Origin of the sequence: Halovivax sp. (genome assembly GCA_007119345.1) — an archaeon.
GTDB lineage: Archaea > Halobacteriota > Halobacteria > Halobacteriales > Natrialbaceae > Halovivax.
Genome location: SKPV01000115.1, coordinates 1 through 5,679, shown reverse-complemented (window position 1 = coordinate 5,679; position 5,679 = coordinate 1). Strand labels below are relative to the sequence as shown.

The 5,679-nt window shown below is 68.9% G+C and carries 5 protein-coding genes; 3 read left to right on the top strand and 2 right to left on the bottom strand.

Going from position 1 to position 5,679, the window contains the following annotated elements; translation table 11 throughout:
- On the bottom strand, nucleotides 1-666 hold a 666-nt coding region (locus QZT59_RS07660), incomplete at its 3' end, for a type II CAAX prenyl endopeptidase Rce1 family protein (protein WP_290813726.1).
- Nucleotides 667-936: 270 nt separating this feature from the next.
- Between QZT59_RS07660 and QZT59_RS07655 the strand changes: the two genes are divergently transcribed.
- Nucleotides 937-3,189 carry a PQQ-binding-like beta-propeller repeat protein gene (locus tag QZT59_RS07655; protein WP_290813723.1) on the top strand — a complete coding sequence of 751 codons (2,253 nt, stop codon included), beginning with the start codon at nucleotides 937-939 and terminating at the stop codon, nucleotides 3,187-3,189.
- 549 nt (nucleotides 3,190-3,738) lie between these two features.
- On the top strand, nucleotides 3,739-4,197 hold the full coding sequence (locus tag QZT59_RS07650; RefSeq protein ID WP_290813720.1) for a nucleoside deaminase: 459 nt from the start codon (nucleotides 3,739-3,741) through the stop codon (nucleotides 4,195-4,197).
- Nucleotides 4,198-4,385: 188 nt separating this feature from the next.
- Here the strand turns inward: QZT59_RS07650 and QZT59_RS07645 are convergent, their stop codons facing one another.
- On the bottom strand, nucleotides 4,386-4,841 hold the full coding sequence (locus QZT59_RS07645) for a hypothetical protein (protein ID WP_290813717.1): 456 nt from the start codon (nucleotides 4,839-4,841) through the stop codon (nucleotides 4,386-4,388).
- Nucleotides 4,842-4,945: 104 nt separating this feature from the next.
- Here QZT59_RS07645 and QZT59_RS07640 point away from each other — a divergent pair.
- A partial coding sequence (locus QZT59_RS07640) for a hypothetical protein (RefSeq protein WP_290813713.1) occupies nucleotides 4,946-5,679 on the top strand: 734 nt, incomplete at its 3' end.

Sequence of the window (5,679 nt, the reverse complement as noted above, 5' to 3'; positions counted from 1 at the left end):
GTTGTAGATCCAGACGTACAGCAGCGCGCTGAGCACGATGGACGGCAGCCACCACGACAGTTCGGGCTCGAACGTCGTGCCGGCGTAGTAGCCGGGCAGGAAGACGAGCGGGGCGTGCCAGACGGCCCAGGTCGTTCCGTTGAGCAGCCCCGACGCGAGCGCGCTCCAGCGGTCCTGGAGCCGGTCGAGCCAGTAGCCGCGGAGTCCGACCTCCTCGACCAGCGGAAAGAGGAACGCGAACGCCACCATCGACCCCACCGCTACCGGATCGAACAGGCGGTCGGGCGAGACGTACGCGAGCGGCTCCGAGGTGACGCCGAGCGTCAGGCCCGCACCCGCCATCGCCAGGTTGAACGCCGGCCAGAAGCAGAGGATGACCAGCCACCAGCGCGGACCGATCCGTCCGACGTCGATCAGTCGCCGGCCGAGGTCCGCCACCCCGGCACGCCCGCGGGTGAGCCACGCCAGGAGCAGACCGGCCAGCAACGGACTCGACCCGCCGACGACGAACAGGACGACGTTGGGGAACGACCAGACCGACTCCCCCGAGACGACGATCGGCGCCCAGAACAGGAACGCCCAGCCGAGATAGCCGACCGGAAACCCCCACGGTTCGGCGGCGCGTGCGAGGGCGGGGAGTCGTCTCCGTGGTCCGTTAGGCCCCATCGTGTCCGCTGTAGGCTCCCGACGGAGAAAGCGTCGCGGCCGCCCGATGCTGTGGACGTCTCGCTCGCAGGTGTCCGATCCGGTGGACGTCGGATCCGTCGTGATATCACGGCCGTCATATTCGAATGCGGGTGGCAGAACCGGTTCCGCGCCACCGATTATTGGAAATATAAGGCGTGCTGGGGATGGTGATTTCGGAACCGGTCCAAGGTACAACCGTCGTTTCAGCCTCCAAAAACCACTTACGAGTCAAACATGTCGACTCGACGTATGCGACGGAGATCCCTCCTCGCCGGGGCGACCGCCGGGACTGCCGCCCTGTTCGCCGGCTGTTACGGCGGCACCGGCGACCCTGGCGGCTCGAGCGACCGCGACGAACTGGCCGACGACTGGCCGCAGTTCCAGGCCGACGCCGCGCACACCGGCGCCACGACCGCGACCGGCCCGGACGGTGGCGGCCGGGTCCGCTGGTGGAGCGACACGTGGGGGCTCACCGCCGCCCCGGTCGTCGCCGACGGAACGGTGTACGTCGGCAGCGGCCTCCGCAACGAGGCCGTCTTCGCGTTCGATCGGACCACCGGCGAACGGCGGTGGCGGGCGTCGATCGACGAGGACATCGAACGGGCGATCGCGGTCGGGGACGGTACCGTGTACGCGTCGGCGGGCGGCGTGTACGCGATCGACGCCGAGTCGGGCGAGGAGGAGTGGACGGACCGCACGGATACGACGCGCGGCCTCGTCCTCGACGGGGAGTCCGTCTACACCGCCTCCGGCGGCGGCGGCCCGGTCGTCGCGCTCGCGGCCGACGACGGCGAGCGGCGCTGGCGCCGCGACGTCCACACCCTGACGGCGCCGACCGTGGGCGACGGTCGCGTCTTCGTCGCCGGCAACGACGATCTGGTCGCGCTCGACGCCGCGACCGGTGACACCGAGTGGGAGATGCCGATCGACCGCGCCGGCGGTCCCCCGACCGTCGCGGACGGGATGGTCTTCACCGCCACGCGCGGTGCGCTGTTCGCCCACGACGCCGCGACCGGCGAACGCGAGTGGACGATCGAGGGGAGCTTCCGCGGCACCGACGTCGCGGCGATCGACGGGACCCTCTACCTTGCGGGCCGGCAGGAGGACGATGAGGAGGACGACGCGTGGGTCTCGCGGGCGCTCGCGGTGGACGCGGCGACCGGCGACGTCGAGTGGCGCCGTGACGACGACGGCCTCGGGGCCGGGAGCGTCGTCGTCACGGACGAGACCGTTTACGTCGCCACCCGCTACCGCGTGTACGCCCTCGATCGCGCGACGGGGGAGATCGAGTGGTGGCTGCGGTTCGAGTGGCCGGTCGGCAGCCCGGCCGTCGCCGACGGGACCCTGTACGCGAGCGTGGGCGGCCGGTTGCTGGCGATCGAGTCGGGGGACGGTCGCGCCGGTGTCTGGACGGCCGACGCGGAGCCGATCCCGGACCGCGACGCCACCCCGGCGACGCCGAGCTACGCCGAGAGCGACTTCCCGTTCGGCATGGACGGCTTCGACGTCGACGCGGAGTGGGACGTCGCAGTGGACGAGGACGCCCCCGTAGACGTCTCGTTCGCGATCGAGGGCGATCGGATCGACGCGGACGAACGCGTGTCGGTGACCCTCGCCGTGACGAACGAGGGCGACGAGCCGCTGGGGTTTTCGACCGGTGCGCCGGAGCCGTTCGGGATCTTCAGACTCCGCGACGGGGACCAGGATCACGGCCTCGTCGCGTGGACCCCGGCCTACGAAAAGAGCGGTCACGTTCACACGACCCCCCACCGCGGGGTCGGGATGGTGAACAGCATCGCCCTGTCGACGGAGATCCCGCCTGGTGTGACGGTGAACGAGACCTACGCGCTCTCGGACGAGACCCACGGCATCCGACCGGGAACGTACGAATTCTCCGTCGGTAACGTCCTGACGCCGGCGGAGGGCCGGAACGGTCACGACGGGTGGGAGTTCCAGGTGACGGGAGCCGTCGAACTCGCGGCGTGTGGGAGGGACGAGGGCGATATCGTCCACGATCTCGCGGTCGCGGACGAGGTCGATCTCCCGGAGGACTTCATGGGCGAGTTCGCGGTCGACGTCCTCGAACCGGTAACCGACGCCCATCCGAGCCTGATCGAGATAACGTTCGAGAACGTCGCGGACGAGCGCTCGCTGATCGCGTCGATGCGGCGCTGGCCCTTCGGCTCGTACGTCGGTCTCGGTCCCGAGGGCCGACGGCTGGTGCTGCTGCCCGCGGAGACGTTCGCGCCGGGGTTCGTCGACCGCACCGACGCCGGCTGGTGGGAGCCCGCCTTCCTCCCACACGAATCGATCGCCCGCGGCGGAGGCACGACGGCGTACGATCCCGGCGAGACGAGCACCGCGCGGTTCGTCGTCGCCGCTCACCCCGAAACGGACGACCCGCGCGACGGCGACGGATACACGTTCGAACAGGGGTTCGGCGACGACGACGTCGACGTGACGTGGGGGTTCACGCTGTCGACGCTCGACCCGGACGGGTAACGGTTCGCGGAAGGGATGGAACGGTTCGCGGAAGGGATGGAACGGTTCGAGGGAGGGTTCGGCTCACGACGACGTCCGGGCCCGACGAACCCGGGAGGACGCTGTCTCTCCCTCGATAGTAGCCCGGATACCCGACGAAGCTGCGCGTGTTCCGGAGCGGGGGAGCGCGGTCCCGGAGCGGGGCGCCATCGAGTTCGACGGCGACCGAAGAGATACCGGCCAGGATCGGGACAGGCAGTCACCGATCGGTACACAGTCGGATCGACGAGCGAGATCGGGACGTGGCCGAGGTCCCGGCGGTGAACACACAGATCTGCCGATCGGCCGGTTCAGAGCGGCTCGTTCGGGTTGATCAGCGTCGGTTTGTGCGCTCACGCTATGGATATTGCACACTCTTTCTAACAGATATGGATAATTAGTCACAACTTTGCGAGATCCAGTGCGCAAATACGGCACTACGACAGGGGTCGAGCACAACTGTGTTGTCACTATTATCGAGCAGTCTGCAGACCGCACCGAATACTAAGTACTGGCCGAAGAAGTGACCGTATGAGCACGGATGAGGGGTATATCCGGGAAGCGATCGCGCTGGCGCGCGAGGCGGTTTCCAGCGGGAACACCCCGTTCGGATCGCTACTCACTGTCGATGATGTGGTCGTCAAGCGGTCGAAGAACACCACGGTGACCGAGAACGATATCACTGCCCATCCTGAACTCAAACTCGCGCGATGGGCGGCCCACGAGCTTGACGCTGACGACCTTGCGGGATGCACCATGTATACCAGCACCGAACCGTGCGAGATGTGTGCGACTGCGATCTATTATGCCGGGCTGAATCGGGTCGTCTACAGCGTCTCCGGAGAGTCGCTGGCGAACGTGCGAGGGAAGGCCAAAAGCGGAATCGCCTGCGAGGACCTGATCGAACGCAAAGGCGGCTCCACGGACGTCGATGGCCCGGTCCTCGAGACCGAAGGGATACGGGTCCACGAGGAGTTCTACAAGCAATAGGAGGAATTACCAACGAGCAGGTGCTGAACTCATCCTCCGTATGCAGCAGTCCGCTTTTATCACCTGCTGGGGGTTTCGATGGACCACGCGCGCCGATCGACCCGTGGCGCGTCGATCTGTCGGTCAGGGAGACGCCGCCGAAGGCGGCGAAGTCGGTCGCGACCAGGTCGACAGCCTCGTTCTGCCCCTCACGACGCGGACGGTCGTCCGAGGCGCCGTTGCGGGCGGGCAAGACGTCGAGTTCGACGTTCCACTCGCGGGGGACGATGATACCGACCCCGCCGAACGCGGCGGCGGCGTCGATCCGTTCCGGGCGACGCCTCGAAGGCGCGGAGTGCCGCGTTAGTCGACCGGGTGACCGCGACGACGCCGACGGCGAGCGCGACGACCGCGACGACCGTGAGCGCCTCGGGCAGGAACGGTTCCCGGAACAGCGAGAGCACGAGCGTCGTCGAGAAGTACGCGATGACGAGCCGCGCGCCGGAGACGGTCAGCGCCGCCATCTCGCGACGGTAGACGTCGAACTCCGCCCGGCCCGACTCGAGGAAGTACGTCGTCCCGATAAACACCGGGCCGATCATCGTCGCCGAGATCGTCCCCAGCAGCCGCCAGAAGTCGGGGTCGATCGCCGCGGACTCGGTCACGATTGGGCCGGCGGAATCGAGCTGCGCCGGCCGCCGGGTTACACCGACGGTCGCCGGGAGGTGACGCTGGCGGACCTGACGGCGCCGTCGCTCGGCGGGACGCGGTGGCAGTCTTCGGGACCGAGACGCACCCCTTCGATTATCTCCGCCGGCCGCCTACTCCCTTCGGGATCCCCGTGACCCGCGCCTCCTCCCGTCCCGACACCGTTCCCGGCCTCGACCGCTCGTCCCTCGCCGCAACGGCGGCGATCCTCGTCCTCTCCGTCGCCGCCACCCTCCTCGGCCTGCTCCGGTCGGGCCACTACGGCGTCGAAGGGGAGCTGCTGCTCCGACTGCGCGCCCAGGACGCCGCGATCCTGTTCGTCGCCGTTCCCGCCCTCGCGGTCGGGACGCGGTACGCGAGACGGGGCTCGCTCCGCGGGCGGATCCTCTGGCTCGGCGGTCTCGCCTACACGACATACGTCTGGGCGTCGGTCGCCGGCACGACGCCGTTCAACGCGTTCTTTCCGGGCTACGTCGCGTTGGTCGCCCTCTCGCTCTGGACCCTCGTCGGGGGCGTCGCGCGCACGAACCCGGAACCGGTCCGGCGCCGTCTCGACGGACGCATCTCACGACCGCTCTACGCGGGCTTTCTGGGCGTGACGGCGGTCGGACTCGCGGCGATGTGGCTGGCCGACCTCGTCCCGGCGATCCTCGCCGGGACGGAGCCGCTCGTCCTCGAGGAACTCGGCGAGGCGGCGATCCACACCTACGTGCTCGACCTCGCGGTCGTCGTCCCGGCCCTCGGGATCGCGGCCGTCTGGCTCCACCGGGGACGCGCGTGGGGGTACGTCTTCGC

Bases quoted from the DNA above. Each gene is read 5' to 3' on its own strand.
- QZT59_RS07655 (WP_290813723.1), top strand. From the start codon at position 937: ATGCGACGGAGATCCCTCCTCGCCGGGGCGACCGCCGGGACTGCCGCC.
- QZT59_RS07650 (WP_290813720.1), top strand. From the start codon at position 3,739: ATGAGCACGGATGAGGGGTATATCCGGGAAGCGATCGCGCTGGCGCGC.